Genomic DNA, 26,204 nt, shown 5'->3' with positions numbered 1-26,204 from the left:
CACCTATCCGCCCTGTTTGACGATCCACTCCGGCGGTTCCTTCTCGGTGCTGCCGTCGATCTTGATGGTGTTGTCCCTGGCCCAGCGGTAACCCCACATCGGGCCGAATTTGGTCGCGGCTGTCAGCGGCTTTTGGTAGGCGGGGTCGGCCTGCGCCGCCTCCAGCGTGGTGAAGCCGTATCCGGCCTCTTCGAAGAGGGTGAGGATGCGGTCGAGGGTGACGGCATTCAGGCGATTGACATGCAGGAGCATGATCGCCGGCGGCTCGTAGCCCAGCACCTGGCGGTTGAGGTTAGCATAATAGACGATCTGTTCCCGAGTGTGGTCGAGATAGGCGGCGACGATACGTTCGGTCGTCGCCTTGTCCTTGGCGGCGAGCGCCTTTTCATAGGCGCGGTCGAACAGATAGTCCGACGTGTCGATGGTCGAGGCGGCAAGGGTGTAGCCGTGTTTGGCAGCGAGTGCGGCAATCGCCTCCTGCTTCTCGGGCGTGTTGCCGAGGTGGTTGTAGGGGAAGCGCAGGAAACGCGGCTTCCGAGCGGCCGACCGGAACAGGAAGGGGCCGATGCTGCGTTCGCCATCGACGATTTCCTTCTCGATCGCGGCCAGGTCGAGCGCGTTGCTGTCGGCATGGGAAAAAGTGTGGTTGCCAAGGTCGAGATTGGCGTCGACCCATTCCTTCAGGATTTCCTGGCCAAGCGGGCCGATCTCCTCGACGCGTTTTTCAACGACGAAGCCGGTGGCCGGGGTATTGTGCGCCTTCAGCGCGCCGAGAATGTCGCGGTTTGCCTGCCGGACGGCGTCGAGCGTCGGCGGCACCGGTGCCTCGGGATCGGCTGCATTGGCATGCGGCAGGTCATCGAAGGTGATGGCGACGGTGCGGGCGGCGGGCTGTTCGGCAGCCTCGGAGCCGCCGGGGCCGCACAGGGATACCAGGGCGAAGCCGAAGAGGATCGCGGCGGCGGCGCCAAGCCTGCCCTGGGTAATTGTCTTTTCCGTCTCGGTCATCGCTCTTCTCAGTGTCCCGTTCGTCGGTTGTCGGCCGCGTATTGGGACAGCTTCATTGCGCCTGCATTGCAATGCGAAGGGGCATGTTCGATGGCGGAGCGGTCGGGATACCGCGCCCGTTCAGGCGCGGTATCCCTTGTCATGAGCGGTCAGTCGGTCTCGGCCGCGCGCTGTCTCTCGACGATGGCCTTGAAGGCGGCATCGCCGGTCAGACCCTGCAGCGCCCAATAGTCCTCCAGCCATTCGGCCTCGCCATCCCAGCCGCCGTCGACAAGCCGTTCAAGGCTGGCAAGGGCGCGCGTCCGGTCGCCGAGGAGAGCCCAGGCGCCGGCGGCATGGAAGTTGTACCAGCCGATCGTTTCGGCGGCCGCTTCCACATGACGGGCCCAGTCGAGGCAGGTGTCACGATCAAGGTCGCCGACATTCTCGGCCGGCAAGCTGCCGCTATAGGCAACGTGACGGTCGAGCTCGACCAGTCCGATCTGGCGCGCGACGGCAAGCGAGCCCCGGTTGGAGGCGTGCGAATGCCATTCGATGTCAGCGATGCCGCGGCGTAGGCATTCCGCGACCGCGGCTGCCGCCGCCGCCCGGCCGAGGCCGAGACGGCGGTAATCGGGCTCAGTGCCGACGCCGAGTTCGCAGCGGCTGGCGGCGACGCTGTCGGACAGGCAATGGCTGACCACCTTGCCGTCATGCAGCACGCAGAAGCCGACACCCTCGTCCAGGAAGCGCTTTTTGGAGCGCCACTGGCCGATGCCGTCCAGCGCATCTGCGGCGCCGGGCACGGTGTCGAGCAGCGAACGGCTGATCCGCCTGAGACTGAAGCCGTCGGGCAGCGGCGGCGTGGCGGGGAGCGGGGATGAGCCGGACGCAAGGCCCATGCGCACCCTGGGATGCGGCCGCGCGAAGGGGTTGGCCCAGACTTCGCCGAGGAGGTCCGTCCACGGCTCTTCCGCGAACAGATAGGCCCAGGCCGGAATGCGTCGCTTCAAGGCGCTGAAGCGGCGCCGGTCGGGCGTGCCGGCCAGGAAATAGCCGTCGCCGGCGCTCAGCAGCGCGATGGTCGGCGCTGTCCTGTCGTCCACCCACAATTCGGCGTCGGTAACGCCCTCCAGTGCCGCGACGACCGCGACATGGATGGCGGCAAGGTCTTTCAGAAGGGGTTGAGCGGCCGCAAAGGCCTTTCGCTCGAGTTTTTGCATGAATGTGCAATCCAATCAGGGCGCCTCGTGGCGAGGTCGCCCATATCAAACAGAGAAGAAACGGCAGCGCCGTTCCCGAAGAAGCCGGCATCAGCCCGCCGGCGCCTGGCGCGTGGTGCTGTCATGCTGCTACCTCTCTGTTCAGGTGGCCGGAACGGCCAAGGGATTGCAAAGGGCCGCTCCGCGATCGGCGAAGCAGCGGAACGCGGTGCGTCGGCCGCCGATTTGTTTTTCGAATATGGCGGATCGGAGGCGGCCCAGTCCTGTTTCGCAAAGCTCATGGAGAGGCGATTGGAGGCGTTGGCCATCGCCTCGCCGACTGTCGCGGTTGCCGCTGTTCGAATTGAATTAGGCGTTGCCGTTCCGACGCTTGGCGCTCATGGCGCGCAACATCTCGTCCATGGCGTCGCGCGCGGCGAGGTTGACCCTCGCCATATCCTTCAGCCGCGCCTTGATCTTGTCGGAAGGACTGGCCTCTGCGCCCTTCAGCAGCTGATTGGCCAGCGCTTCGAGGAGCCGGTTCTGCTGGCCGAGCATCTCCTCGTAGTTTTCAGAAACCTCGTAGAGGATGCGCTTGGTGCCGCGAATGCTGCGGCGGCGGGCGAGGGTGTATTGTTCCAGGAGGCGCGCGGCGACGCTGGCGCTGCTCTTGCTGATTTCGAGATCGGCCGAAATGCGGTCGAGATCGACGGCGTCCGGCATCAGGAGCAGATAGCCGTAGAGACGCGCAGCCGTCAGCGGCACGCCCCAGGGCACGAAAAGCCGGGCGATGTCGTCGATGAAGCGTTGCTGATCCGCGTCCATAATTGACATATTCGATATTTTCCGAATATACTTGATTTGCTGAAAATTTATACCGGTTCGGCCGGTTCACGGCAATCCGGCCCGCGGCGCAGCCTTTCCCCGCGACGGTACGGTATCCCTGGAGGCATCCCATGTCCGGCCCACCCGTAGCTGAAGCGCGTACGCGGGCGTTTGCCCGTGTCATCGGCCCTTTCGTATTGCCGCGCCACGCGGCGACGGCTCGAGGCAATGAGGTGGTGAGATGACGCTGGACGAAAAAAGCGGGCGGACCATGCTCGGCTATTATCTGCAGTTGACGCTCTGGACCCTGTTCCTCGCGGTGGTCACTTTCCTCGCCGCCGGAACGCTTGCCTATCCGGGCGGCTGGGCGATGATCGTGCTGTTCGGCGGCGGCGGTGTCGTCATGGTCGCGTGGCTGTCGCGCCGCAGCCCGCAATTGCTGCGCGAGCGCATGAGCCCGCCCATCCAGAAACATCAGGAAAGGTGGGACAGGATCTGGCTTTCGCTGTTCATCCTGGCGTTTCTCGTCTGGTTCGCCTTCATGCCGTGGGACGCCGCGCGCCGGGATTTTACCGCCGTGCCGCTTTGGCTGCAGGCGGTGGGCGGGCTGCTGATCGTGGCCAATTATGCCGGCACCTTCTGGACCTTCAATGCCAACACCTTTGCCGCGCCGGTGGTGAAGATCCAGGAAGGGCAGACGGTGATCGACACCGGCCCCTATGCGCTGGTGCGCCATCCCATGTATGCGAGCGCGTTGCTGCTGTTCCTCGGCATGCCGCTGCTGTTCGGCTCGTGGAGCGGCCTGTGGGGCACGGCGGTGCTCGGCATCGCGCTGGCCTGGCGCAGCGTGCGCGAGGAAACGGTGCTGCGGCGCCAATTCGCGAACTATGACGACTACAGCCGCCGCGTGCGCTACCGGCTGGTTCCGCTCGTCTGGTAATGCAGGCGGGGCCTGTCCGGCCTTATTCCGCGGCGCCTGCAGGCAAAGGCGGCCTGATGCCGCTGCGGCGCTCGGCGGTGTAGGAGATCAAGGCCACGGCAACGCCGACCACCATGGCGGCGGCGCCCAGCACCGGCAGCGCGCGGTAGCCGTAACCGGCACTCAGCATCACGGCACCGACGGAGGAGGCGAGGGCGATGCCGACATTGAAGCCCGAGGGGATCAAGGACGAGGCAAGGTTGGAGGCATCCGCCGTCCACGACAGGATGCGGGCCTGGATCGGTGCGCCGATGGCGAAGTTGAGCGCGCCCCACAGCGTGATCGCGACCACCATCGGCAGTGGGTTCGGGCTGACCGCGTAGATGACGGCAAGCATCACCGCCTGCAGGGCGAACAGGGTGATGATCGAGGGCATCAGCTTCCAGTCGGCCAGCCGTCCGCCGACGAAGACGCCTATCGTGGCGCCGACGCCGTTGAGCAGCAACACCCATGGCACTTGCGCCTTGCTGAGACCGGTGACCTCCTCAAGGAAGGGCGTGATGTAGGTGTAGAGCGTCATCTGGCCCATCATCAGCATCAGCATCAGGATGAGCGAGGTCCACACCTGCTGGCGTCCCAATGCGCGCACCTCGCGCGCCAGGCCGGCCGACTTGGTCGAGGCGCCGGTGGTGCGCGGCAAAAGGGCGGCTATCGCCAAAAGCGAGACGACGCCCAGAATGCTCATCACCCAGAAGGTGGCGCGCCAGCCCCACAGATTGCCGATTGCCGTGCCGACCGGCACGCCGATGATGTTGGAGACGGTGAGGCCGGACAGGACCAGCGCGATCGCCATGCCGCGCTGTTCGGGGCGCACGAGGCTGACCGCAACCACCATGGCGACGCCGAAATAGGCGCCGTGCGCCACGGCGACCGCGACGCGCAGCGCCAGCATGGACAGGAAATCGGGGGCGACGGCGCAGGCGACCTGGCCGACGGTGAAGGCGATGGCCAGCGCGATGAGCAGCGCCTTGCGCGATACTTTCGATGTCGCCAGCGTCAACAGCGGGCCGCCGATGGCGATGCCCAAAGCGTAGCCGGAAACCAGATAGCCGGCGCTCGGCACCGAGACGCCGAGCCCCTCGGCCACCTGCGGCAGCACGCCGGCAATGACGAATTCCGTCGTGCCGAAGGCAAAAGCGGCCAGGAAAAGGGCGATCAGGGGAAGAGGCATAAGGCGGACCGGAAGCGCTATGGGATTGGCCACAGATCACGGCACGTGCCGCCGGGCAATCGATAAATTATGGATCGGACTTTAGATTTTCTTGATGGCGGCGATCGCCCTTACGGCACCGCTTCGGGCGCCGTGCCAGGTTTGCGGCCATAAGGAATGCGTAGCCAGGCCCGCTCGTGCAGGTAATAAAGGATCGATTTCGTCACCACTTCGGTGAGCCCGATGGTTGCGGCGAGCTTGATGCTGCGGGTGATGATCAAGGACAGCACGATCGTGTCGATGGTGCCGGTAACGCGCCAAGAGATGGCCTTGGCGAAACTGCGTGAATGCGTGTCCAATCCCGTCTCCTCCCGAGGATCGAGCCAAGCTAGCGTGACGAAGGGCGGCGCCGCAACCTTGCGTTACATCGCCTTGAGGCGGGAATCGCTGAGCAGGCCGCGCTTCTCCAGCACCGGATAGGTCATGGAGGCGAGCAGCGAGTTGATCTGCTTCAGGTCGCGGATGGTGTCGAGATGGATGGAGCTGGTCTCGATGGAATTGGGCGAACCGTCGCGCAGGCGCTCGAAATGGGCGCGGCTGGTTTCTTTCTCGCGGTCGCGCAGCCGGTCCTTCTCTTCGACGATCTGACGGGCGGTCTCGGCGTCGCTGGAGATCAGCACGTTGAAGGCAAGCCGCGCATTGGCAAGCACCGAGGCGTGGAAGGCAGTCAATTCGCGCCAGCCTTCCGGCGTGAACTCCAGGCCGCGCTCCATCTTTTTGCGCACCAGCGGCAACATGTTGCGCACGATGATGTCGCCGACCTGCTCCAGCTTGACGCAGGCGCCGATCAATTCCTGGCAGCGCAGCGCCTCGTCCTCGGTCAGCGAATTCTTGGTGACCTTGGCGAGGTAGAGCTTGATGGCGGCGTGTTTCTGGTCGACGCGGTCGTCGAGCGCGGCGAGCGCCCGGATCTTGTCCTCGTCGGCCTGTTCATAGAGGTCGATGACACGCTTCAGCATGATCTCGACGGTCTCGCACACCCGTACCACTTCGCGCGTGGCGTTGGCCAGCGCCTGGGACGGCACGTTGAGCGCCGCCTCGTTCAGCGCCGAAAGCTCCGTCACCTGGAAGGCTTCGGCCGGCTGCGGCTTGGCGCCCAGTGCAACGATCTTTTCCGAGGCGCGGTAGACGAGGCCGGCCAGCGGCAGGCCGGCCAGCAGGATAATGATGTTGAACAGGATATGCGCGTTGACGATCTGGTCCGGCACGGTCGAGCCGAGGAAGGCGATCGGCGGCTTGAAGCCGAGGAACAGCGTCAGCATGACCAGCGAACCGAGGCCGCGCATCAAAAGATTGCCAACCGGCACGACACGCACGCCTGGCTCGGCATTGCGGGTGAGCAGCGGCGCGATGATGGAGGAGCCGAGATTGACGCCCAGCACCAGGACGATGCCGAGTTCCGGCGGGATGAAACCGCGTCCGGCCAGCGTCGTCATCAACAGCACGGCGGCGATCGAGGACTGGAACAGCCAGGTGGCGAGTGCCGCCAGAAGATAGGCGGTGACGGGGTCGCCCTTGAAATAGTCGATGATGACCGGCAGCAGCTGGCTTTCGCGCAGCGGTTCGGAGGCTTGGCCGATCATCCCCAGCGACAGAAGCAGCAGGCCGACGCCGATCAGGATGCGGCCGACCTGGCGCCAGTCGCGCCGCTCGGTGGCCATGAACATGACGGTGCCGGTGATCAGGCAGATCGGCACGATCAGCGACAGATCGAAGGTGAGCAGCTTGACGACCAGCGCCGAGCCGATCTCGGCGCCGCGCACGGCGAGTTGGCCGGCCATGCCCGAGACGATGCCGGCGCCGGCGAAGGAGCCGACCAGGAGCGTGACGGCGGTGGAGCTCTGCAAGGCGATGGCGAGCGCGGTTCCCGCAAGCACCGCCAGGATCGGGTTCTGCATGGTGCCGCGCAGTTTCAGCCGCAGCACGTCGCCATAGGCGCGCTCGACGCCGGTCTTGACCATGCGGGTGGCAAACAGCATCAGCGCCACCGCGCCGGCCAGATGCAGGAGCACGACCGAGCCGCTCAACGGTGGCTTCCCAGCATGGCGCGCGCGCCACGGAACGGCCCGCGGGCATTTGCAGGCGGCCATTTGATCGATGGGGCCGAAGCGGTGTCGGCTCGATGTGAAAAGGCGCGGATCATAAGGCTTACATATAGGCCCAACTGTCGGGTTTTACATTAGCCGGATAATAATTTCCTGTTGACTTCGGCGCGCTTCGACAAACGGCGGCTTGTGTCGGATTTGGACATGAAAGCGGGGCGGGTGCACGCCTGCCGTGAAATCCCGCGGGATTCCGTCCGATTTCGGACGCCTGGATCAATGCCTTGGTTTCATTACATAATTGTAATTTCGACATTCAGTTTGAGTTCATGTTGCGAACCCTAATTCTCTCGTGTGAACAAACGAGGAAACACAATCATGAAACGTCTTATTCTTTCCGCGATGGCGGTTTCGATGCTGGCGGTGTCGACATTGCAGGGTTTCGCCGCGCCGGTGGCGGTGCCAGCCGCGCCACGCTCCGACGTCACCCAGGTCCAGTGGCAGGAGCCGATTCGCAAGGATCGCCGTTATGACGATCGTTATGACCGGCGCTACGACCGGCGCACCGTCGAAAAGCGCGTGATCATCCGCAAGGAAGTGGTGCGCGAGCCGCGCTGGAAGGCCGGTCAGCGTTACGGCGACTGGCGCCGCTACCAGGGCATCAAGGAATATCACCGCTACGGCCTGCGCCGCCCCGGCCCCGGCCAGCAGTGGATCCGCGTCGGCAGCGACTATCTGCTGGTCGGCATTGCCACCGGCCTGATCGCAGGCGCCATCGCCGGGCGCTAAGGCGCCATCGTCTTAGAGAGCAAAAAGGCGGCCCGGGGGGGGCGCCTTTTCCTCGTCGAGACGGGAACGGCCTGTGAAAACCGGGTATGCCGCGCATTGGGGGTCGTCTGGCGCAGCGCCAGCGACTATATCAAAGACAAACGAGCTTCCGCCCATGCGCTTCCCGCCAACCTTTCTCGACGAGATACGAGACCGCGTTCCGATCTCCTCGCTGATCGGCATGCGCGTGTCGTGGGACAGGAAGAAGACCAACGCGCCGCGCGGCGATTTTTGGGCGTGCTGCCCGTTTCATGGTGAAAAATCGCCGTCGTTCCACTGCGAGGACAAGAAGGGCCGCTACCATTGCTTCGGCTGCGGCGTTTCGGGCGATCATTTCCGTTTCCTGACCGAACTCGACGGCCTGAGCTTTCCAGAGGCGGTCGAACGCGTCGCCGACATGGCCGGCGTGCCGATGCCGGCGCGCGACGAGCAGGCGGAGCGACGCGACAGGCAGCGCGCCAGCCTGACCGACGTCATGGAAATGGCGACTGCCTTTTTCCAGGAGCGGCTGCAAGGCTCGGAAGGGGCCAAGGCGCGCGCCTATTTGCGCGACCGCGGGCTGACGCCGGCGACGCAGCAGAGCTTCCGGCTGGGCTATGCGCCCGACAGCCGCAACGCGCTGAAGGAATTCCTGGCCTCCAAAGGGGTCGACAAGGCGCAGATCGAAGCCTGCGGCCTGGTGGTGTTCGGCGACGATATCCCGGTCTCCTATGACCGGTTCCGCGACCGCATCATGTTCCCGATCCCGGATTCGCGCGGCAAGATCATCGCTTTCGGCGGGCGCGCCATGTCGGCCGATGTCTCGGCCAAATATCTGAACTCGCCCGAGACCGAACTCTTCCACAAGGGCAATGTGCTCTACAATTTCGCCCGTGCCCGCAAGGCGGTGGCGCGCGGCGGCACGGTCATCGCCGTCGAAGGCTATATGGACGTCATCGCGCTGGCGCAGGCCGGCTTCGAGAACGCCGTGGCGCCGCTGGGCACCGCGCTGACCGAAAATCAGATGGAACTTCTGTGGCGCCTGTCGGGCGAACCGATGCTGTGCTTCGACGGCGACGCCGCCGGCCTGAAGGCGGCGTGGCGGGCGGCCGATCTCATCCTGCCTTCGATCCAGGCTGGCCGCACGGCGCGCTTTGCGCTGCTGCCCGAGGGCAAGGACCCCGACGATCTGGTCAAGGCCGACGGTCCGGACGCCTTCCGCGCGGTGCTGGCCGAAGCGCGGCCGCTGGCCGAGCTGATCTGGATGCGCGAGACAGCGGGCGGGGTGTTCGAGACGCCCGAGCGGCGGGCGGAACTGGAAAAGACGCTGCGCGAGATCACCAGCCGCATCCGCGACGAAAGCGTGCGCTATCACTACCAGCAAGACATGCGCGAGCGCGTCCTGACCTTCTTCGGCCAGCGCGCCAGGCCACAGCGCCAGGGCGAACGCGGAAAAGGTGGAGGCAGGCAGGGCGGCGACAAGCAGGGTGGCCAATGGTCACGCGGCGGCCAGGCTCAAGGGCGCAGTCCGATCACCGAAAGCCTCGGCCGTTCGGCGATCGTCAAGCGCACTGGCGAGCTGATGTCGGTGCGCGAGGCAACGGTGGTGGTGGCGCTCGTCAACCATCCGGCGCTGATCGACGAGAATTTCGAGCATGTCGAATTCCTCGACCTCGCCAACAGCGATCTGCGCCGGCTGCACGCCGCGCTGCTCGATGCGCTGGCTCACGAACAGGCCAACGATCGCGTGGCCATCATCGCCATGATCGAGCGTACAGGCTGCGCGGATGTGTGGGAGCGCGCGGTGGCGCTGATTCGTCGCACGCGGCAGTGGCCGGCGCTGGAGAACGCCGCGATCGAGGATGCCCGCGACGCTTTCAACCAGGTGCTGCACTTGCACCGCAGCCAACGCACCTTACATAGGGAGCTGAAGCAGGCCGAGGCCGCACTTGCCAGCGATCCAACGGAAGAGAATTACCGGCACCTGGTCGAAATCCAGGCGCAGTTTCGCGACGTGCAGGCCACGGAAGCTTTGATCGAAGGGTTCGGCGTTTCCTCCGGCAGGGCCGGTCGAGCGTGAACCAAAGACGCAGAAGGGGCTATTTGATTCGCTTTTTTAAGGCGAATCATGCGAGAGGCGCTTGACCTTCTGGCAGAATGACGGAATCAGAACGATTCGAAACGTTAACCCATGCCCGGCATTGGCGGGAAATAACGACCTATGCACTGGACGGGAAGGGGATCCCGCCACAGATATCAGGGTTAATCTGGACTTAAGTGAGATGCAGGTACTGGCTTGGCAGGCGCGTGAGTTAAGCGAACGCAACTGATTTGCCCGGTTCAGCAGCGATGCGGTCCCTAGAGAGGCCGCCTGGAGAAGACTTAGAATGGCGACTAAGGAAAAGGAAGAGGTCGAAACCGAACGCGAGGGCACGACCGATGGCCCGCTGCTCGACCTCTCCGATGATGCTGTCAAGAAGATGATCAAGGCCGCCAAGAAGCGCGGCTACGTCACCATGGACGAACTGAATTCGGTGCTGCCTTCGGAGGAAGTGACCTCCGAGCAGATCGAAGACACGATGGCCATGCTTTCCGACATGGGCATCAACGTGGTCGAGGACGACGAGCAGGGCGAAGAAGCCGAGGCCGCCGAAGGCGATGCCGAGGAAGATGCCAACGAGCTTGCCGAACAGACCGGCACGGCCGTTGCCGCCACCCCGACCAAGAAAGAGCCGACCGACCGTACCGACGATCCGGTGCGCATGTATCTGCGCGAGATGGGTTCGGTGGAGCTATTGTCGCGCGAGGGCGAAATCGCCATCGCCAAGCGCATCGAGGCCGGCCGCGAGACGATGATCGCGGGCCTTTGCGAAAGCCCGCTGACCTTCCAGGCCATCATCATCTGGCGCGACGAACTCAACGAAGCCAAGATCCTGCTGCGCGAGATCATCGATCTCGAAGCCACCTATGCCGGCCCCGAGGGCAAGCAGGCACCGGTGGTGGAGCGCATCGAGGAAGACAACAAGCCGAAGGACGAGCCCAAGGCAGGGCGCCGCCGCGGCGACGACGAAGACGACATCACCAATGTCGGCGGCGATACCCGCGGCCTCGAAGAGGACGAGGAAGACGAGGACGAGGCGAGCCTGTCGCTGGCGGCGATGGAAGCCGAGCTGCGTCCGCAGGTGATGGAGACGCTCGACGTCATCGCCGACACCTACAAGAAGCTGCGCAAGCTGCAGGACCAGCAGGTCGAGAACCGTCTCGCCGCCGCCGGCACGCTTTCGCCGAGCCAGGACCGCCGGCTGAAGGAGCTGAAGGACCAGCTGATCACGGCGGTGAAGTCGCTGTCGCTCAACACCGCCCGCATCGAGGCGCTGGTCGAGCAGCTCTACGACATCAACAAGCGCCTGGTGCAGAATGAAGGCAAGCTGTTGCGCCTGGCCGAAAGCTATGGCGTGCGCCGCGAGGAGTTCCTGCGCGAATACCAGGGTTCGGAACTCGACCCGAACTGGACCCGTTCGATCGCCAATCTGACGACGCGCGGCTGGAAGGAATTCACCAAGAACGAGAAGGACGCCATCGGCGACCTGCGCGCCGAAATCCAGAACCTCGCCACCGAGACGGCGATCTCGATCCTGGAATTCCGCAAGATCGTCAACCAGGTGCAGAAGGGCGAGCGCGAAGCGGCGATCGCCAAGAAGGAAATGGTCGAGGCCAATCTGCGCCTCGTCATCTCCATCGCCAAGAAATACACCAATCGCGGCCTGCAGTTCCTGGATCTGATCCAGGAAGGCAATATCGGCCTGATGAAGGCGGTCGACAAATTCGAATACCGCCGTGGCTACAAGTTCTCCACCTACGCCACGTGGTGGATCAGGCAGGCGATCACCCGTTCGATCGCCGACCAGGCCCGCACGATCCGTATTCCGGTGCACATGATCGAGACGATCAACAAGATCGTGCGCACCTCGCGCCAGATGCTGCACGAGATCGGCCGCGAGCCAACGCCGGAGGAACTGGCCGAAAAGCTCGCCATGCCGCTGGAAAAGGTGCGCAAGGTGCTGAAGATCGCCAAGGAGCCGATCTCGCTCGAAACGCCGGTCGGCGACGAGGAGGATTCGCACCTCGGCGATTTCATCGAGGACAAGGGCGCGATCCTGCCGATCGACGCCGCGATCCAGGCGAACCTGCGCGAGACGACGACGCGCGTGCTGGCTTCGCTGACGCCACGCGAGGAGCGCGTGCTGCGGATGCGCTTCGGCATCGGCATGAACACCGACCACACGCTGGAAGAAGTCGGCCAGCAGTTCTCGGTGACACGCGAACGTATCCGCCAGATCGAGGCCAAGGCGCTGCGCAAGCTCAAGCACCCGAGCCGGTCGCGCAAGCTCAGAAGCTTCCTCGACAGCTAAGAAGATCAAGCCCGGGCATCGTCCCGGGCTTTTTTCTGCGCCGGTGCTATAGTGGCCGCCGATCGGAAAGAGAGGCGGACATGAACTACATTGCGAGGACGCTTGCCTGTCTGGCTGTTCTGGTGCCCGGCATGACGGGGCCGGTTGCAGCGGGCACAATGCCAAAGACGACCACCCTGGCCAATCCGGCTTCCGTCCACTGTGGCAAGCTTGGCGGGCGCTTGAAGATCAAGAAAGACGCCGCCGGCAACCAGACCGGCTATTGCTACCTGCCCAATGGCAGCGTGTGCGAGGAATGGGCACTGTTCCGCGACAAGAAGTGCGTGCCGCCGAAACGCTGACCGCAACGGAGAAAAGCGCGATCCCGACGCGCGAATTTAAAATGTTAGAGCGTCCTTTGCGTGTCCGAATGGAGGCGCGGCGCTCTAGCCGGCGCCGGGATCGTGCCTTGCGGCCCTCGCCGCAGGGATGGTGCGAGGGCCGATGGGTCAGAGGCAATTGGCCTTGAAGTTGCCGCCGTTGAGTTCGCGTCCGTTGAGCGTGAGCGCGGTTCCGGGTGGCTGGGTGAGCGAGCCGTTGACGTAGGAACCGAAGCTCGACACCAGGCAGTTGCGCGGCGTGCCCTTGACCGTCACGTCGCCGCCGATATCGACCGCCGGACCCATGAAATAGAGGCCGGCCTTGGCGGCGTTTTCGACGCGCAGCTTGTCGAAGGTGACGTTCTTGACCGGACCGCCGAGGAAATCCCAGTCGCTGCCATAGATGAAGGCGCCGTAGGTGCCGGCATTGGTGATCGTCACATCCCTGAAATGGATGTCGGAGACCGGGTTGAGGAAGATGCCGGCATTGCGGGTGTCGTCGACCGTCAGCCCGTTGACGCGGACATTGGTGGTCCTTGCCTCCTCCGGCAAGGTCGAGGCGGTGACCAGCATCAGGCCGTTGATGCCGCCCTTCAGCGTCATATCGGTGATGGCGACGTTGGAGGTGCCCTGCAAAACGACCAGATCCATGTCGAGCCCCTGCGCGGAATTGTCGACGGTGACCTTGTTCATGGCGACGTCGTTGGCGGCGACCAGCAACACGCCCTCGCGCCGCGACTTGGAGATGGCGACGTTGTCGAGCTTGATGCCGGTGGCGGCATGGGTGATGACGGGCGGCCAACCGCTGTCGTCGATGCGGCTGCCGGCGAAGATGCCGTAGGTGACGCTGTCGATGACGGTGTCGCGTATGGTGAGCCCGCTGGTGCCGAGCGCGCTGATGGCGGCATAGGGCGCGCGGTTGGGATCGCCGACGGCGAATTCGCAATCGGTGTTGCTGTTGCAGATGGTGAGATCGCGGATTTTGGTCTTTTCGATCAGCGCGCCGCTGACATTGTCGAGGCGGATGCCGTCGCCGGCCGTGCGGCTGATCTCGACGTCGCGAACGGTGATGCCGGTGGCGCCGTTGCTGGCGATGCCGGCAAGGCCGCCGCTGATCGCCAGATGCTCGATGGTGGCGCCGGAGGCCATGGCGACGACATTGGCGAGCGGGTTGCTGCCGGCCAGGCGCGTTGCCGCGCCGTCATTGCGGAAGGCGGCCTCGAAGCGGCTGGTCGTGCCGCGCACGCCGATGACGCCGCCACCGCCGAGCATATATTGCCCGGTGCCGAGCTGCATCGTCTGGCCGAGCGCGATGTCGCCGCTGGCCAGAACCAGCGCATTGCCGCCGGCGGCGGCGAGCGCTGCATTGATGGCCCTGGCATCGCCGGTGGCGGCGGAGACGGCGACCACCTTGCCGATCGTGCGGCCGTTGGCGACGAATTCGGCCGTCTCGACCGCTCCGGTGGCGCCGGCATAGGTGCGGAGGAAATCAGCGCGCTCGACCTGCTGGAACATCGGGTCGAAGGCCGCCTGGCCGGTGCGGCTCGAACCGCCGAGCGGCACGCGCAGGCGGGCGGTGAGGGCAAACTCCGTGCGGTCTTCCTTATCGTAGGAGACGGAGGCGCCGAGCGCCAGAGTGGAACCGGAAACGCCGGGCAGGCCGGCAAAGCTCAATTCCGCGCGCGCCCTGACGCCGAGCGTATCGTCGATGGCGCCCTTGCCGTCATACCAGTAGGTGCCGCCGAACACCTTTATCTGCGCCGCAATGTCTTGCGGAAACACCGGCAGGCGCAGGCCGGCCTCGGCATCGAAGCCGCCGCGGGCGATTTCGCCGCCGGCGCGGAATTTCAGCTCGTCGCCGGCGATGAAGGCGCGGCTGAGACTTGCGATAGCCTTTTCGTCGGTCAGCGGCAGATAGACATTGGCGCGCGCCTCATAGAGCGGGCCGAGCGCCTCGGCGCCAAAGGAGAGCTGGTTGAAGCTGTGGCCATGGTCGCTGTTGAAGGTGTCGAAATAACCATAGGCGCCATAGACCCAGTCGTTGGCCGCGCGATGGCGGAAGCCGAGACCGAACGAGCCCTGGCGGGCGGAGCCTTCGACGAAGGAGCCGCTGGCATCGAAGAAAGCGCCGTTGGCGCCGCCGTCGAACAGGAAGGGCACGAAAAGACCGATGCCGCCGCTGCCCCGGCCATAGGCGAGATTGCCGTCGAACTGGAGGATCGGCTGCTGCACCTGCGCGAGGGCATGACTGGAGAGGGCGGTGCCGGTGATCAGCGCCGCTGCGAAAAGCTTTGGAAATGTCATGATGAACGTTTGGGATTCCGATTGAACGATTGTTCGGATAGGATACTTGATTAAAAGAGTCTAGTTTATTCCGGAAATTCCCGCGGCCAGCTGTGGATGGAATTTAGTCCAGCGTTTCAAGAGCTTGATGCCTGGTCTCGACGTACGTGAGGCAATCCGTCCCGTTGGTTCAATCGGCCGGCCCGTCGTCGAGTGTCAGGTCGTGGCTTGCCCACTGGTCGCGCGGGATCTCCTTGCCGAGCAGGAATTCGAAGGCGACGACGGTCTTGAGATCCGGCGCGACGGTGCAATTGAATTTCAGTTCGTACCAATGGCGCTTGCTGCGCACCGCGCCGCCCTTGGCTTCCATCGCCCCGCCGGCAAGTTTCACCTCGGCCATGGCATAGGGGACGACGAGATCGGGTTGGAAATCGGCCCGCTGCTGGCGCACCTGCGCGAGTGCCTCGATGTCACAGAGCTGGATGATGCGTTCCTGTGGCGCCAGAAGCGGCAAGGCGCGGCGCGCGCCGCGGCTGCGGGGATCGGCAAGCACACGGGCGGAATAGAATTTTTCGACCCAGATCATCGGTTGCGGGGCGGGCGCCGGCGGCGGGGTGGGGATAGCCGGTTGCTGCGCTGGCGCGTTGGGTGCCGTCTCGGATTTTGCGGCCGGAACAGGCTCGCTCGCTGGCGCGGGTCCAGGCGGCGGCGGCACGAAATCGACTTTGATACTTTCGATCGGCAATGGCTTGAGCGCAGGCGGCGTCGGCAACAAGGCGAGTACCGTCAGCAACAGGAGATGCAGGAGGAAGGACGCGCCGACACCGAGCGGCAGGTCGGCGCGATCCGGTGGCACCGCAATTGCCGGCGCACGGCCGAAGCCGCGGCCAGCGCTCGCGGCAAGGGCTACCGGTTCGATGGCGATGGGCGGAGCGCGCAAGGAAGGGTTTCGTCAAAACGCGTGGACAGTGACAGCCCGGACCCAAGGACAACTGTGCGGCAGTTTGGCGATGATGGGAAGCGGTGTCGTGCACCGTATGGCGGGCCATCCGCGCCGGGTGGCAGCGCGGCAGCCGGCATCCCGGCTGACAAACTGATTCAACACGCTGCGCGTTTGATTCTGGAAACCCGGCCAACTCATTGGCCGGGTTTCGCTTTTCGCCTTGCCTATTTCGCGCTGGCCGGGAAGGCCGCCAGTTTGGCGATGTCGTCCGCGTCGTGCTGGACGACGAGGGTGGCGCCGAGGGTTTTGGCCATCGACTGCAGCCGCGCCATCGAGGCGAGGCTGTCGGCGCGGTCGGTGTTGAAGGGCGGCACGCCACCGGTTTCGAACTGCTTCTCGAAATGAGCGACGTCGCCGGTGAGCAGCACCGGCCCATTCTTGGCCAGCCGCACCAGCAATGCGTGGCTGCCGGGCGTGTGGCCGGGAGCGGACAGCATGACGATGGAGCCATCGCCGAAGACATCCTTGTCGCCTTCGACCGCGTCCACCGGGGCGCCGCCGCTCAGCCACGGCGCCGCAAGGTCCGGCATGGCGCCGAAGGGCGGCGGGTTGGTCTTCAGCGCTTCGAAGTCGGCCTTGCCGATCATCAGGCGTGCCTTCGGGAAATCGGCGGCCTGGCCAAGATGATCGAAATGATAGTGGCTGATGCCGACCCGGGCGATGGCCTCCGGCTGGACGCCGATTTGCCTCAGCTGGTCCGGCAGGGTGCGATCGAGCGTCGGCGCCAGCGCTTGGTCGGCCGCCATCGGCTTGCCGAGCAGGGCAGCCGGCAGGCCGGTGTCCCACAGCATGTAATCGCCGTCGTGGCGAATGAGATAGCAGCTGTCGGTCAGTGTCTTCTTCTGGCCGGCATAAGCGAAGGTGTCTGAGAAGATGCTGAGGTCGTTGACCGCGATGCGGCCGCAGTCCAGGCGCCACAGTTCGATTTGCGGGGCGGCATCGGCGATCGCTGCCGTGCCTGAAAATGCGGCGGCGAGCATGAAGGTTTTGAAAATCATTGTCTTCGGTCCTGCGTTGGTGACGATGGCAACGCCATCGCTGCGGGGTTTTACAGGCTTGGTCGCGCTGCTCGTGCCCAAGGCGCTCGGTTTCTGTGCCCGAAACGCTCAATTGCGTTGTGCCGCGGCGCGTGGTCGACTAGGCTCTCGCTATGAACGACACGCCGCGTCGAAACCTTGCCGAGCGCCTGCTGAAGGCATTGCGGCCGCTTGCGCTCGATCCGGCGCGGCCACGCAAGCAGCCCGGCATGCACCCGCATGGCCGGCAATTGTTCAGCTATTGCTGCTTCACGTCGGAGCGGCTGGCCCGCGTCATCAATGAAAAGCCGATCATCGGCATCGTGCTCAGCGGTTCCAAGGAAATCTGGCTGGGCGATGCCGGGCAGCGCTTCGAGGCCGGCGATGTATTCGTGTTTCCGCACGGACGCGCCTTCGACGTGGTCAATGTGCCGTCGGAAACGACCGGCATCTATGAATCGCTGATCGTCGAGATCGCGCGCATACCCGAATCCGTGCGCCGCCTCGGCCAGCCGCTGCGGGCGCCCGCCGCCGGGCTCGACCTACGCGTGCCGCTGACGGAGGAATTGGCCGACGCACTGCCCCATGCGGCGGTGGTCCTGGCCGCGTCCGGCCACGCTGGCGCCCTGGCCGAACACAGACTGGCCGAAGTGCTGCTTCTGCTGCGCGAGGTGCCGGCGGCGGCATGGCTGTTCGAGGTCTCGCTGGCCGAGCATGTCGCCTGGCTGATCGCCTCCGAACCGGCACGCCGCTGGACGGCGGAAGCGATCGGCCGCGCGCTTGGCATAGGTGCCTCGACGCTGCGGCGTCGGCTTGTCGAGGATGGCACGTCGCTGAGGGCGGTGCTGGCCGACACGCGCATGCAGCTTGCCCACGACATCCTGGCCAAAGGCGAGGGCAACGTCACCGCCGCCATCGGCGCTGCGGGCTATGCCTCGCGCTCGCATTTCGGCCGTCAGTTCCGCGGCCGCTATGGCGCTTCGCCGAGCGCGGTGCGCCAGCAAGGTTCAACCGAATAGCAGATGTGAGGAGATTTCAGTGTCGCCGGAATTCCTGATCACCACCTTGATCATCGTCGCGTCGCCGGGCACCGGCGTCGTCTATACGCTTGCCGCCGGGCTGTCGCGCGGCGGGCGCGCCAGCGTGCTGGCCGCCTTTGCCTGTACGCTGGGCATCGTGCCGCATCTGATCGCCGCGCTGACCGGCCTGGCGGCGCTGCTGCATGCCAGCGCGGTTGCTTTCGAGATCGTCAAATATGCGGGCGTCGCCTATCTGCTCTACATGGCCTGGCAGAGCCTGCGCGAACATGGCACGCTGAAGATCGAGGCCAAGCCCGATGCGCGCAGCGCGCGCCAGGTGTTGGTCGACGGCATCCTGATCAACCTGCTCAACCCAAAACTGTCGATCTTCTTCGTCGCCTTCCTGCCGCAGTTCATCGCGCCGACGGAACCGAATGTGCTGTTGCGCATGCTGGAACTGTCGGGTGTGTTCATGGCGGCCACCTTCATCATCTTCGCCATCTACGGCCTGTGCGCGGCTTCGGTGCGCGACCGGATCGTCGGCAGCCCGCGGGTGATGACCTGGCTGAGGCGCAGCTTCGCCGCCGCCTTCGTGGCGCTGGGCGCGAAACTGGCGCTGACCGAGCGCTGAGGGCGTCCATCGAAGCTTGGAGAAAAGGGCGGCGCGAGCCGCCCTTTTTGCATTGGGACGCCGGATATCCGGATCAAGTGCCACTTCACGACGTGTAAGATGCATCTTAAGATATATCTTGACTCTGATCGTGCATGCTCCTACTTAAGATATATCGTAAGACATAACTTAAGGAATTTCCAATGCACAGACATCATTCATTCAGCGAACGTGCCGAGCAGGCATTCTGGCATATGGCCGGTCGTTTCGGCGGCGGGCGTGGCGGCCATGGTCCATTCGGCCACGGCCGGCGCGGCCATGGCGGACCGGGCGACGTGCTGCGCGCCGGCCGCATGTTCGGCGACGGCGATCTCAAGTTGATCGTGCTTTCGCTGCTCGCCGACGCGCCGCGCCACGGCTACGACATCATCCGGGCGCTGGAAGAGCGTTCCAGCGGCATCTACAGCCCGAGCCCGGGCGTGATCTACCCGACGCTGACTTTCCTGGAAGAGGCCAGCTATGCCGTCTCGTCCGCCGACGGCGCCAAGAAGGTGTTTTCCATCACCGAGGCCGGCGCGGCGCATCTCGGCGAAAACCGCGACATGGTGGAGCGCGCGCTCGATCATCTCGAGCGGGTCGGCGCCAAGATGGCCAAGGCCCGCGAATGGTTCGGCTGGGACGACGACCGCGAGCGGCATGGCCGCGACGACCGCCGCAATCCCGAACTGCGCCTGCTGCGTCGCCGCCTGCGCGCGGCCCTGGCTGAAGTCATCGAGGCGCCGGCCGACAAGCAGGCCGAGGCCGCCAGTATCCTGAAGGATGCCGCCGAGGCACTGGAGGCGCTGGTGAAGCGCTAAACGATCCAGCGGCATTGTTGAAAACGGGCAGGCCGGCGAAAAGTGCCGTGCTTGCCCGTTGCCGTCTGGGCGGCTACTGAACGGTTGAGTTGGCAAGTCGAGGGCGAGTTCCAGCCCGCCATGCCCAGCAAAACCGGTGGAGGTCGCCCATGTCCTTTCTGAAACGTCTTTTCGGTGGCGGCGCCAGCGAGCCGGAGGCATCGGGCAAGGGCAAGGTGGCGAAGGAGATCGAGCACAAGGGCTTTGTCATTGCCGCGACGCCCTACAAGTCCGATGGCGGCCAGTACCAGACCTGCGGCGTCATCTCCAAGGAGATCGACGGCGTGGTCAAGGAACACCGCTTCATTCGCGCCGACCGTTTCGCCGGGCTCGACGACGCCGTCGACATCTCGCTGAAGAAAGGCATTCAGCTGGTCGACGAGCAGGGCGAGCGCATTTTCGGTTAGGGTGCGCTGATATTCAAGCGAGGCCGGCCTGCAAATGGCGGCCTTCTGCGCTTCCGGTGCTCACGTACTTCAATGTATGCTGCGCTCCGGTTCTCGAAATCCGCCATTTTCGGCTCGGCCTGCCTTGAATCTCAACGCACCCCAAGCCTCACTCAGATCTCCAAAAACGACAACAGCCGCCGTGTCGCCACGGCGGCTGTTGCGTTGGTCGACCTTGATCAGGCCGCGGCAGCCGAGAGAGCAATTTCGGTAGCCGAGGCAGCGATGGCGTCGACCTGTTTCCCGGCATTGGCAAGGGCAGCCTTCACGGCATCCTCGCCCATGCCAACGCCCTCGACGCGGATGACCTCGACGTCGGTCATGCCGTTGAAGGCGAGCACGCTCTTCAGATAGGGCACTGCGAAGTCCATCACCGCGGCCGGGCCTTCGGAATAGATGCCGCCGGAAGCCAGCACGACATAGACCTTCTTGCCGGTGACCAGGCCCTTCGGACCGTTGGCGGTGTAGGAAAAGGTCTTGCCCGAACGCGAGATGTGGTCGACCCACGACTTCAGCGTCGAGGAAATCGAGAAGTTGATGAAGCCGGTGGCAAGCACGATGTGGTCGGCGGCGAACAGTTCGTCGACGGCGACATCGGAGACGCTGACCAGGTCGGTCTGGCGCGGCGTGCGGGCTTCAGCCGGCGTGTAGATGCCGGTGGCGTAGTCAGGCTCGATATGCGGCAGCGGGTTGGCGACGAGGTCGCGGGTGGTGACGGTGGAGCCCGGCAGGGCGGCCTGCAGCTTGGTGGCAAGTTCGGTGGCGACGCGGGTGGAATGCGAGGCAGCGCCGCGCGGGCTCGAAGTGACGAGAAGGATGTTGGACATTTTTGCTCTCCGTTGGTGATGGCGGACAACCGCCTGATTTCGGAGACAGAGATAATCCTCGACACTCATCCAAAAAATTGGGAAAATATGTATCGAATGTATCCAGAAAATGGATAAGCCATGCAGGCGAACCCGACCCTTGACCAGTTGCAGGTGTTCCTGGCGGTAGCTGAGACCGGCAGCTTCTCCCGCGCTGCCCGCCACCTCAACCGCGCCCAATCAGTGATCAGCTATACGATCGCCAATCTGGAGGGACAGCTGGAACTCAAATTGTTCACGCGCGAAGGCACGCGTGAACCGACGCTGACGGCCGAGGGCAAGGCGATGCTGGCCGATGCACGGCGCATGATCGGCGTGCTGCAGGACATCCGCGCCCGCGCGGACGGGCTGAAGCGCGGCCTGGAAGCCGAACTGGCGATCGCCGTCGACGTGACGGTGCCTTCACCGGCGCTGGTCAGGACACTCGCCGCCTTTGAGGTGGAGTTTCCGTCGGTGTCGCTGAAACTCAATGTCGGAGCGCTCGGCGTGATCAGGGACCAGCTGGCGCAGCGGCTCAGCGATCTCAGTTTCGGCGGCCAACCGCAAACGCTCGGCGACGAATTGGTGTCGGTGCGCGTCGGCGATGCCTCGATGACGCCGGTCGCGGCACCCGGCCACCCGCTTGCCACCTACCAGGGCAGGGTGCCGCTGTCGGAAGTGCGCGAGCATATCCAGCTCGTCGTTTCCGATGTCAGCAAGATCACCGAGGGCAAGGAGTTCAGCGTCTTCGCCTACCGCACCTGGCGCATGACCGACATGTCGACCAAGCGCGACCTAATCCTGTCCGGTCTCGGCTGGGGCGGCCTGCCAACCTGGATGATCCTTGAGGATGTGTCGGCTGGCCGGCTCAAGATCCTCGACCTCGAACCCTATCCGGAGCGGCCTTATCCGCTGCACGCCTTCTACCGGGCCGACACGCCGCCGGGACCAGCGGGAAGCTGGCTGATCGAGCGGTTCAAAGAGGAATTGCCGAAGGTCTGTTCGACATTGCAGCATATGAGCGAACGCGAGGAGCGGCTGAGGGCGGCTCAAGAGCCTGACGGACTGCGCATCAGCCCGTCGATGACGGCGGCAAGCACCGCCCGGTAGTCGTCGGGGGAACCACCGGCGTCGACGGCAAGGGCGGCGCGGTCGAAGGCCGCGCCCAGCAGCGATGTCAGCGCATCCAGGGGCAATCTCGGCAGGTCGCCGGCGCGCATCGTCGCCGCCAGACCTTCGCGCAGGGTGCGGTTGCCATGACGGGCGTCGATGGCGTCCATCTCGGCACGGCCGAGTACGGCAGGGCCGTCGACCAGGAGCAGACGGGTGCGACCGGGCACGCCCATGGCGCCGATATAGGCTTCGCCGCCGGCAAGCAGCGCATCGCGCGCCGATAGCGTGGTGGGCGCGGTCCGCTCGATCTCGGCGGCGACCGCGGCCGCCTCGGCATCGACCACGGCGCGGAACAGCGCCTGCTTGTCGACGAAGTGGTGGTAGAGCGCGCCGCGCGTGAGGCCGGCGGCCGCCACGATCTCCGGCGTGCCGGTCTCGGCATAGGATTTTTCCGTGAAAAGCCGGCGCGCGGCGGCGATCAGGTCGCTGCGCGTGGCCTCGGTGCGGTCGCGGTTGGAACGGCGCGGATTGGCCTCTTGCATACATGCAGCCTGTATGTTATTTCGATCTACATGCAGACTGTATGTTTATTTCAAGAGGAAGAAAAGCCATGAAAACCACCAGCTATTATCCCGTATTGATGACCGGCGACGTGGCCGGCACCACGGCGTTCTATGTCGAGCATTTCCGCTTCAGGCCGCTGTTCGAAAGCGACTGGTACGTGCATCTGCAATCGTCCGAGGACAAACGTGTCAATCTCGGCATCGTGCAGGGCGACCACGAGACGATCCCGGCGGAAGGGCGCGGCCGTGCCTCCGGTCTGCTGATCAATTTCGAGGTAAAGGATGTCGACGCCGTGCATGAGCGCCTTGTCGCGGCCGGCCTGCCGATCCTGCGCTCGCTGCGCGACGAGGCGTTCGGTCAGCGCCACTTCATCACCCGCGACCCCAATGGCGTGCTGATCGACGTGATCAGGCCGATCCCGCCGAGCGAGGAGTTTCTGCCGCAGTTCGCGCCGGAGGCAGTCGGCGTCTGAGCGGACCAGTTTGACAGCAGTTGTCGGCAGTCTACGGGTTGCCGATCCGGCCAAGATGACATCGTCCCGACGAACGACCTATGGTGGGCCCGGCGAACAACCGGGCCCTTTCCATGCGCGATCTCTGCCTTATCCGGGCACCGTTCAATCTTGGCCTCAGGCCACTGAGGCCCGGTCATGAACCGGGCACCTGGCGGGCGCCGCAGGCATTGACCGACGCCGGGCTGCTCGAGGCGCTGGCGCCGGCGCGGATTGTCGACCTCGATCGACCTGCCTACAGCACCGAGCCGCAGCCGGGCACCAGGCTGCGCAACGGCCCGGCGATCCGGACCTTCAGCCTGCAACTGGCCGATATCGTCGCCGAGACCGTCGGGCGAGGGCAATTTCCGCTGATCGTCGGCGGCGATTGCACCGTCCTGCTCGGCGGGTTGGCCGGCGCGCGACGGTCAGGGCTGCTGTCGCTGGTGCATGTCGACGGTCACAGCGACTTCCGCCATCCAGGCAATGATGACGACAATCTGCCGCTGGGCTCGGCCGCCGGGATGGACCTGGCGGCGGCGACCGGCCGTGGCGAGGCCTTGCTCACCGAATGGCCGGGCATAGAGGGGCCGTTGCTGCGCGACGATCAGGTGGCCCAGATCGGCGAGCGGGAAAGCCGCGATGCCGATTTTGCCTGGCACGACATCGCGGCGACCGAGATGACGCTGGTCGACGTGTTTGCCGCACGCGAACTCGGCGCGGCAGGCGTGCTCGCACGGGTCGAGCCGGTGCTGGCGCGCGGCGGCGGCCGTTTCTGGCTGCATTTCGACGTCGACGCGCTGGACCAGACTTTCATGCCGGCGGTGGATTCGCCGGGCAGCCCGGGTATCGAACCGGACGAACTCGTCGCTATCCTGGGAACGCTGGCGGCAAGGCCGGGCTGCATCGGCATGGATGTGACGATCTTCGATCCCGACCTCGATCCGACCGGCGAACTGGCGGCGTGGCTGGTGGCTCTTTTGCGGCGGGTGTTGACCGCCACCTAGCTCAGGAAGGTCTTGCAGTCGGTGTGACCGCGATGCGGCTGACGCCGCTGCGGCGTAACACCGTGCAGACCGTCTCGCGGCCGATGCGCTCGGCATCGAGCATCCTGACCAGATCGTCGACACCGGTGACGGGCCTTCCGTCGATGGCGGCGATGATGTCGCCTTCCTTCAGGCCCGATTTTGCTGCCGGCCCGGAGGGGTCGACTGTGCGCAGCCGCACCGCCGTGCTGCTGGTAACCTGCGAGAGCAAAGCGGCGCGGCGCGGCAGGTTGGTCGTATCGGCGGAGACGCCGATGAAGGCGCGGCGCACCCGGCCGAAGCGGATGATCTCGGAGATGACGAAATTGGCGGTGTTGGAGGCGACGGCGAAGGCGATGCCCTGTGCGCCCGGGATCATGGCGGTGTTGACGCCGATCACCTCGCCGGCGGACGAGACCAGCGGCCCGCCGGAATTGCCGGGATTGAGCGCCGCATCGGTCTGGATGACGTCGTCGATCAGCCGGCCGGTGGTGGCGCGCATCGAACGGCCGAGCGCCGAGACGACGCCGGCGGTGACGGTCCATTCGAAGCCGAGCGGATTGCCGATGGCGATGGCGATCTGGCCGCGCCTGAGCCGTTTGGAATCGCCGAGCGGCGCGACATTGGCAAACGAGCCGCCGGCGCGCACCAGTGCGATGTCGGTGTCGGGATCTGAGCCGAGCACGCGGCCCTCGTCGACGCTGCCATCAGGCATGGCGACACGCACGGCGCGGGCATCGCCGACCACGTGGAAATTGGTGACGATCAGCCCGTCCGGCGAAATGACGAAACCCGAGCCATGGCCGCCACGGCCGCCGATGCGTTCGATGCGGCACACGGCCGGGCCGATACGGTCGACGGCATCGGCGACCGTCATAGAATAGGCATCGAGCAGGGCGTCGTCGCGGGGGGAGGGGTCGAAAGCGGGCAGCGCCATGGCAGGCTCCGTGTGATTTTGCGGATCGATGCCTATATGTGCGGAGCGCGCCGCTTTGCCGCGACCTGACCAGATGGCCAGAAGCAAGCCGGACTAGCCGTCAGGCGAGTATCATTGCCCGCCAAGGACAGCGATATCTGGAGCAGACAAGAACTCTGGAGGTCACAATGAGCGACTTCAATCTCGGCGCCTTTTCGGATGCCGTCGCCGACATCGCGGCAAAGGCGGCACCCGCCGCCGCCAGCCTGCGCGTCCATCACGGGCGCACCGCCACAGCCTTCCATTGGGGCGACGGCTTTTTCGTCGCCGCCGAGGAAATCCTCGACGCGGACGAGGACATCGAACTGACGCTCGGCTCGGGCGAGACCGTGAAGGCGACGCTCGCCGGGCGCGACCCTTCGACCGGCATCGCCCTTTTGAAATCGGACCGGTCCGGCCTGCCGGCGCTGGCGAAAGCAGGGGCCGTGCGGCCCGGCCATGTCGCCATCGCCATCGGCAACGGCGAAGGTGCGGCACTCAGCGTGCTTGGAACGGTCGCCGAGGTCGGGCCTGCCTGGCGCTCGATGCGCAGCGGCACCATCGACCGGCGTATCAACCTGGCCGTCGGCACCGGCGGGCGCTTCGAAGGCGGCCCGGTGCTGGATGCTAAAGGCGACCTGATCGGTATGCTTTTGTTCGGTCCGCGCCGGCGCGCGCTGGTCATCCCGTTCGAGACCATCGAGCGCACTGTGGCGGTGCTGAAGGAAAAAGGCCATGTCGTGCGCGGTTATCTGGGCGCGGCGCTGCATCCGGCGCGCGACGGCGACGCGGTCGGCGCCATGGTGATGAGCCTTGACGACAGCGGTCCGGCGAAGGCCGCCGGCCTGCATGTCGGCGACATCATCGTGGCCTGGAACGGCGAGCCCGTCGAAGGACCGCGCGGGCTGATGCGCAGGCTGGGGCCGGACAGCGCAGGCACCCAGGTGAAACTCGACATCCTGCGTGGCGGCAGCCGTAGCGAGGTTGTCGTGACGATCGGCGAAAAGCCGCTGAACTGAGAGGATCGCCTGGAACTTGATCAGGCCGGGCTGCAAATTGCGAGGATCTGCGCTCCGATGCTCACGTACTTTAAGTACGCTCCGCTTCGGTGCTCGC

25 protein-coding genes are annotated in these 26,204 nt (G+C 65.0%); 13 read left to right on the top strand and 12 right to left on the bottom strand.

The genetic code is table 11. The annotated features are described in order from the left end of the window. Positions 1 to 3 precede the first annotated feature (3 nt). From AB4136_RS19720 to AB4136_RS19710, 3 genes are all read right to left on the bottom strand, one after another. Entirely contained in the window at positions 4 to 1,008 is a 1,005-nt protein-coding gene (locus AB4136_RS19720) for a polysaccharide deacetylase family protein (RefSeq protein ID WP_024923675.1), read from the bottom strand. Between the two features lie 149 nt (positions 1,009 to 1,157). Continuing rightward, positions 1,158 to 2,210, bottom strand: coding sequence for a GNAT family N-acetyltransferase (locus AB4136_RS19715; RefSeq protein WP_024923674.1), 1,053 nt, complete (start codon positions 2,208 to 2,210; stop codon positions 1,158 to 1,160). 348 nt (positions 2,211 to 2,558) lie between these two features. Beyond that, entirely contained in the window at positions 2,559 to 3,023 is a 465-nt protein-coding gene (locus AB4136_RS19710) for a GbsR/MarR family transcriptional regulator (RefSeq protein ID WP_036254285.1), read from the bottom strand. Between the two features lie 232 nt (positions 3,024 to 3,255). On the opposite strand from AB4136_RS19710, the gene AB4136_RS19705 reads away from it, so the two are divergent. Then, a complete protein-coding gene (locus AB4136_RS19705; protein WP_244431122.1) occupies positions 3,256 to 3,954 on the top strand; it encodes a methyltransferase family protein in 699 nt (232 codons plus the stop codon). A 22-nt stretch (positions 3,955 to 3,976) separates the two neighbouring features. On the opposite strand, the gene AB4136_RS19700 is transcribed toward AB4136_RS19705, so the two are convergent. The 3 genes from AB4136_RS19700 to AB4136_RS19690 all read right to left on the bottom strand — a co-directional run bounded on the left by AB4136_RS19700 (position 3,977) and on the right by AB4136_RS19690 (position 7,230). After that, entirely contained in the window at positions 3,977 to 5,164 is a 1,188-nt protein-coding gene (locus tag AB4136_RS19700) for an MFS transporter (RefSeq protein WP_024923671.1), read from the bottom strand. 110 nt (positions 5,165 to 5,274) lie between these two features. After that, the gene (locus tag AB4136_RS19695) at positions 5,275 to 5,502 is read right to left on the bottom strand and encodes a DUF2061 domain-containing protein (protein ID WP_024923670.1); all 228 of its coding nucleotides are present in this window, start codon (positions 5,500 to 5,502) and stop codon (positions 5,275 to 5,277) included. Between the two features lie 63 nt (positions 5,503 to 5,565). Continuing rightward, a complete protein-coding gene (locus AB4136_RS19690) occupies positions 5,566 to 7,230 on the bottom strand; it encodes a Na/Pi cotransporter family protein (protein WP_024923669.1) in 1,665 nt (554 codons plus the stop codon). 393 nt (positions 7,231 to 7,623) lie between these two features. On the opposite strand from AB4136_RS19690, the gene AB4136_RS19685 reads away from it, so the two are divergent. From AB4136_RS19685 to AB4136_RS19670, 4 genes are all read left to right on the top strand, one after another. Then, positions 7,624 to 8,034: an RcnB family protein gene (locus tag AB4136_RS19685; protein ID WP_024923668.1), complete on the top strand. Its 411-nt coding sequence runs from the start codon at positions 7,624 to 7,626 to the stop codon at positions 8,032 to 8,034. A gap of 154 nt (positions 8,035 to 8,188) precedes the next feature. Further along, positions 8,189 to 10,132: a DNA primase gene (gene dnaG, locus AB4136_RS19680; RefSeq protein WP_024923667.1), complete on the top strand. Its 1,944-nt coding sequence runs from the start codon at positions 8,189 to 8,191 to the stop codon at positions 10,130 to 10,132. Positions 10,133 to 10,439: 307 nt separating this feature from the next. Beyond that, a complete protein-coding gene (gene rpoD / locus AB4136_RS19675; protein WP_024923666.1) occupies positions 10,440 to 12,464 on the top strand; it encodes an RNA polymerase sigma factor RpoD in 2,025 nt (674 codons plus the stop codon). An 80-nt stretch (positions 12,465 to 12,544) separates the two neighbouring features. After that, positions 12,545 to 12,805, top strand: a complete 261-nt coding sequence (locus tag AB4136_RS19670) for a putative hemolysin (RefSeq protein ID WP_024923665.1) — start codon at positions 12,545 to 12,547, stop codon at positions 12,803 to 12,805. 147 nt (positions 12,806 to 12,952) lie between these two features. Here AB4136_RS19670 and AB4136_RS19665 read toward each other — a convergent pair whose 3' ends face one another. The 3 genes from AB4136_RS19665 to AB4136_RS19655 form a co-directional block, all read right to left on the bottom strand. Next, complete coding sequence (locus tag AB4136_RS19665; protein ID WP_024923664.1) at positions 12,953 to 15,127, bottom strand: inverse autotransporter beta-barrel domain-containing protein; 2,175 nt, start codon at positions 15,125 to 15,127, stop codon at positions 12,953 to 12,955. A gap of 169 nt (positions 15,128 to 15,296) precedes the next feature. After that, positions 15,297 to 16,046: a DUF930 domain-containing protein gene (locus AB4136_RS19660; RefSeq protein ID WP_051504760.1), complete on the bottom strand. Its 750-nt coding sequence runs from the start codon at positions 16,044 to 16,046 to the stop codon at positions 15,297 to 15,299. 227 nt (positions 16,047 to 16,273) lie between these two features. After that, on the bottom strand, positions 16,274 to 17,107 hold the full coding sequence (locus tag AB4136_RS19655) for an N-acyl homoserine lactonase family protein (RefSeq protein WP_024923662.1): 834 nt from the start codon (positions 17,105 to 17,107) through the stop codon (positions 16,274 to 16,276). 152 nt (positions 17,108 to 17,259) lie between these two features. On the opposite strand from AB4136_RS19655, the gene AB4136_RS19650 reads away from it, so the two are divergent. From AB4136_RS19650 to AB4136_RS19635, 4 genes are all read left to right on the top strand, one after another. Beyond that, the gene (locus tag AB4136_RS19650) at positions 17,260 to 18,144 is read left to right on the top strand and encodes a helix-turn-helix transcriptional regulator (RefSeq protein WP_024923661.1); all 885 of its coding nucleotides are present in this window, start codon (positions 17,260 to 17,262) and stop codon (positions 18,142 to 18,144) included. Positions 18,145 to 18,163: 19 nt separating this feature from the next. After that, positions 18,164 to 18,775 (top strand): LysE family translocator, encoded by a 612-nt coding sequence (locus AB4136_RS19645; protein ID WP_024923660.1) that lies wholly within the window; start codon positions 18,164 to 18,166, stop codon positions 18,773 to 18,775. Positions 18,776 to 18,957: 182 nt separating this feature from the next. Continuing rightward, complete coding sequence (locus AB4136_RS19640) at positions 18,958 to 19,611, top strand: PadR family transcriptional regulator (RefSeq protein WP_024923659.1); 654 nt, start codon at positions 18,958 to 18,960, stop codon at positions 19,609 to 19,611. Positions 19,612 to 19,760: 149 nt separating this feature from the next. Then, positions 19,761 to 20,057 carry an HlyU family transcriptional regulator gene (locus AB4136_RS19635; RefSeq protein ID WP_024923658.1) on the top strand — a complete coding sequence of 99 codons (297 nt, stop codon included), beginning with the start codon at positions 19,761 to 19,763 and terminating at the stop codon, positions 20,055 to 20,057. A 218-nt stretch (positions 20,058 to 20,275) separates the two neighbouring features. On the opposite strand, the gene AB4136_RS19630 is transcribed toward AB4136_RS19635, so the two are convergent. After that, positions 20,276 to 20,923 carry an FMN-dependent NADH-azoreductase gene (locus tag AB4136_RS19630; RefSeq protein ID WP_024923657.1) on the bottom strand — a complete coding sequence of 216 codons (648 nt, stop codon included), beginning with the start codon at positions 20,921 to 20,923 and terminating at the stop codon, positions 20,276 to 20,278. 120 nt (positions 20,924 to 21,043) lie between these two features. Between AB4136_RS19630 and AB4136_RS19625 the strand changes: the two genes are divergently transcribed. Next, positions 21,044 to 22,051: a LysR family transcriptional regulator gene (locus AB4136_RS19625; protein ID WP_137900858.1), complete on the top strand. Its 1,008-nt coding sequence runs from the start codon at positions 21,044 to 21,046 to the stop codon at positions 22,049 to 22,051. Here AB4136_RS19625 and AB4136_RS19620 read toward each other — a convergent pair. After that, complete coding sequence (locus AB4136_RS19620; protein ID WP_137900857.1) at positions 21,991 to 22,596, bottom strand: TetR/AcrR family transcriptional regulator; 606 nt, start codon at positions 22,594 to 22,596, stop codon at positions 21,991 to 21,993. The two genes, AB4136_RS19625 and AB4136_RS19620, sit on opposite strands and share 61 nt — an antisense overlap. Before the next feature lie 68 nt (positions 22,597 to 22,664). On the opposite strand from AB4136_RS19620, the gene AB4136_RS19615 reads away from it, so the two are divergent. Both AB4136_RS19615 and AB4136_RS19610 read left to right on the top strand, forming a co-directional pair. Then, entirely contained in the window at positions 22,665 to 23,090 is a 426-nt protein-coding gene (locus tag AB4136_RS19615) for a VOC family protein (RefSeq protein ID WP_024923654.1), read from the top strand. 113 nt (positions 23,091 to 23,203) lie between these two features. Further along, positions 23,204 to 24,115 (top strand): arginase family protein, encoded by a 912-nt coding sequence (locus AB4136_RS19610; RefSeq protein WP_137900856.1) that lies wholly within the window; start codon positions 23,204 to 23,206, stop codon positions 24,113 to 24,115. 1 nt (position 24,116) lies between these two features. On the opposite strand, the gene AB4136_RS19605 is transcribed toward AB4136_RS19610, so the two are convergent. Next, a complete protein-coding gene (locus tag AB4136_RS19605; RefSeq protein ID WP_024923652.1) occupies positions 24,117 to 25,070 on the bottom strand; it encodes a S1C family serine protease in 954 nt (317 codons plus the stop codon). Between the two features lie 167 nt (positions 25,071 to 25,237). Here AB4136_RS19605 and AB4136_RS19600 point away from each other — a divergent pair, with 167 nt between their 5' ends. Then, positions 25,238 to 26,107: a S1C family serine protease gene (locus AB4136_RS19600; protein WP_024923651.1), complete on the top strand. Its 870-nt coding sequence runs from the start codon at positions 25,238 to 25,240 to the stop codon at positions 26,105 to 26,107. Positions 26,108 to 26,204: the final 97 nt, after the last annotated feature.

The organism is Mesorhizobium sp. 2RAF21 (assembly GCF_052115345.1).
GTDB classification, from domain to species: Bacteria; Pseudomonadota; Alphaproteobacteria; order Rhizobiales; family Rhizobiaceae; genus Mesorhizobium; species Mesorhizobium terrae.
This window is presented reverse-complemented; position numbering and strand designations above follow the sequence as displayed.

Excerpts from the sequence above, each read along its gene's own strand:
- AB4136_RS19620 (WP_137900857.1), bottom strand. The coding sequence starts at position 22,596 with ATGCAAGAGGCCAATCCGCGCCGTTCCAACCGCGACCGCACCGAGGCC.
- rpoD (WP_024923666.1), top strand. The coding sequence starts at position 10,440 with ATGGCGACTAAGGAAAAGGAAGAGGTCGAAACCGAACGCGAGGGCACG.
- AB4136_RS19600 (WP_024923651.1), top strand. The coding sequence starts at position 25,238 with ATGAGCGACTTCAATCTCGGCGCCTTTTCGGATGCCGTCGCCGACATC.
- AB4136_RS19650 (WP_024923661.1), top strand. The coding sequence starts at position 17,260 with ATGAACGACACGCCGCGTCGAAACCTTGCCGAGCGCCTGCTGAAGGCA.
- AB4136_RS19715 (WP_024923674.1), bottom strand. The coding sequence starts at position 2,210 with ATGCAAAAACTCGAGCGAAAGGCCTTTGCGGCCGCTCAACCCCTTCTG.
- AB4136_RS19665 (WP_024923664.1), bottom strand. The coding sequence starts at position 15,127 with ATGACATTTCCAAAGCTTTTCGCAGCGGCGCTGATCACCGGCACCGCC.
- AB4136_RS19635 (WP_024923658.1), top strand. The coding sequence starts at position 19,761 with ATGTCCTTTCTGAAACGTCTTTTCGGTGGCGGCGCCAGCGAGCCGGAG.
- AB4136_RS19685 (WP_024923668.1), top strand. The coding sequence starts at position 7,624 with ATGAAACGTCTTATTCTTTCCGCGATGGCGGTTTCGATGCTGGCGGTG.
- dnaG (WP_024923667.1), top strand. The coding sequence starts at position 8,189 with ATGCGCTTCCCGCCAACCTTTCTCGACGAGATACGAGACCGCGTTCCG.
- AB4136_RS19630 (WP_024923657.1), bottom strand. The coding sequence starts at position 20,923 with ATGTCCAACATCCTTCTCGTCACTTCGAGCCCGCGCGGCGCTGCCTCG.
- AB4136_RS19710 (WP_036254285.1), bottom strand. The coding sequence starts at position 3,023 with ATGTCAATTATGGACGCGGATCAGCAACGCTTCATCGACGACATCGCC.
- AB4136_RS19615 (WP_024923654.1), top strand. The coding sequence starts at position 22,665 with ATGAAAACCACCAGCTATTATCCCGTATTGATGACCGGCGACGTGGCC.
- AB4136_RS19720 (WP_024923675.1), bottom strand. The coding sequence starts at position 1,008 with ATGACCGAGACGGAAAAGACAATTACCCAGGGCAGGCTTGGCGCCGCC.
- AB4136_RS19700 (WP_024923671.1), bottom strand. The coding sequence starts at position 5,164 with ATGCCTCTTCCCCTGATCGCCCTTTTCCTGGCCGCTTTTGCCTTCGGC.
- AB4136_RS19655 (WP_024923662.1), bottom strand. The coding sequence starts at position 17,107 with ATGATTTTCAAAACCTTCATGCTCGCCGCCGCATTTTCAGGCACGGCA.
- AB4136_RS19670 (WP_024923665.1), top strand. The coding sequence starts at position 12,545 with ATGAACTACATTGCGAGGACGCTTGCCTGTCTGGCTGTTCTGGTGCCC.
- AB4136_RS19610 (WP_137900856.1), top strand. The coding sequence starts at position 23,204 with ATGCGCGATCTCTGCCTTATCCGGGCACCGTTCAATCTTGGCCTCAGG.
- AB4136_RS19625 (WP_137900858.1), top strand. The coding sequence starts at position 21,044 with ATGCAGGCGAACCCGACCCTTGACCAGTTGCAGGTGTTCCTGGCGGTA.
- AB4136_RS19705 (WP_244431122.1), top strand. The coding sequence starts at position 3,256 with ATGACGCTGGACGAAAAAAGCGGGCGGACCATGCTCGGCTATTATCTG.
- AB4136_RS19640 (WP_024923659.1), top strand. The coding sequence starts at position 18,958 with ATGCACAGACATCATTCATTCAGCGAACGTGCCGAGCAGGCATTCTGG.
- AB4136_RS19605 (WP_024923652.1), bottom strand. The coding sequence starts at position 25,070 with ATGGCGCTGCCCGCTTTCGACCCCTCCCCCCGCGACGACGCCCTGCTC.